Source organism: Ruegeria sp. AP12 (assembly GCF_056540025.1).
Genome location: NZ_JBQFVZ010000062.1, coordinates 1 through 1,371, shown reverse-complemented (window position 1 = coordinate 1,371; position 1,371 = coordinate 1). Strand labels below are relative to the sequence as shown.

At 54.9% G+C, this 1,371-nt stretch carries 2 protein-coding genes; both read right to left on the bottom strand.

Annotated features, from left to right (window positions below):
- A partial coding sequence (locus tag ACR0E6_RS21200) for an IclR family transcriptional regulator (RefSeq protein WP_480587019.1) occupies positions 1-739 on the bottom strand: 739 nt, incomplete at its 3' end.
- 11 nt (positions 740-750) lie between these two features.
- A partial coding sequence (locus ACR0E6_RS21195) for a TRAP transporter large permease subunit (RefSeq protein ID WP_480587016.1) occupies positions 751-1,371 on the bottom strand: 621 nt, incomplete at its 5' end.

Here is a 1,371-nt window from a genome sequence, read left to right as displayed (position 1 = left end):
TCAGGATGTTCAGAAAGGACAGCAGGCTGTTGACGTCGTGACGTTGTGTTGGAGCATGCACTGAAAGTGTGCCTACCAATCTGCCTTGTCCATCACGAATGGGCACAGCGATGGCCGTCATTCCGGCCATGAATTCCTCATCATCTGTCGCGTAAGCGTTCTCGGCGATTCCCCGGATTTCCTCGCGTAGTGCATTAGGGTTCGTTAGAGTTTGTTTGGTCTGCGGTTGTAAATTGCCTGCAGATAGGAACCCATCCAACGTCTTCTGACGTAGAGTAGACAGGTACATCTTGCCGCTAGCTGTGCAATGGAAGGGAACCTGTGTACCGATTGGCAATTGGATGCGTAGCGGCCATTTCGTTTCAACCCGGTCAAGGTAGATCATGCCCTCCCGGTCTGGGATGGCCAAGTTGCACGTCTCACCAACCTTTTCAGCGACGCTGCGCAAGATTGCCAAACGCGCCGTGCGCAGGTGTTCGGAAGACATTGTATTGACCGAAAGCGACCTCAGCCGGTGCCCAGGACCAAATGAGCGGCCATCCAGATCTCGTTGTAGGAAACCTTCGGCCTCAGCGGTTTGCAGCAGACGGTGGATTGTGGGCTTGGCCAGTCCCAATGTCTCGATTAGGTCCGATGGTTTGACGGCGACTCCGCGCCGCGCCACCTCCTCAAGGATGAGAAGAAGGCGCAGGTTGGTCGGGATCTGAGTTTCTTTTTCTTGTGTTTCCGTCTCGGCCATCCCGCAACATTCTAGTTATTTGGCAGCAGGATCAAGGCCAGATCGGGCACAAGCGACACCAATATCCATACGGACAGCAAAGCCACCAGATAAGGCACCGTGTATCGCAAGAGACGGAAGTAGGGTACACCCGTCACGCCTGATGCCACATAGAGGTTCAAACCGTAGGGCGGAGTGATAAAGCCGATAGACGCGCCCACCAGGAAGATCACCGAGAAATGGATCGGATCTATCCCAACCGAGGCCGCGATCGGCGCGAGGATTGGCGCAAGGATGATCGTCACCGGCAAGCTTTCCAGCACCATACCGGAAAAGAAGACGATCACCATCGAGGTAAATAGAACCGCGTGGTAGCCGCCCATTGAGGTTACAAAGTTCCCAATGGTTTCTTGCGCCCCCAGCAGCGACAGGATTTGCTGCATCACCACTGAAATTGCGATAAGCGGGGCGAGGATACCTGTGATCTGGGCTGACCGGATCACAATTGAGGGGATCTCGGGGATCGTAAAGCCTTCGACCACGAACATCTCGGCGTAGCTTTTTTCGGTCGGCGGAATATCGTTCCGTGCGCCCATGATCCGGTTGATCGGATAGCTGACCAACCCGGCGATCACACAGAAACCAACGGTCAC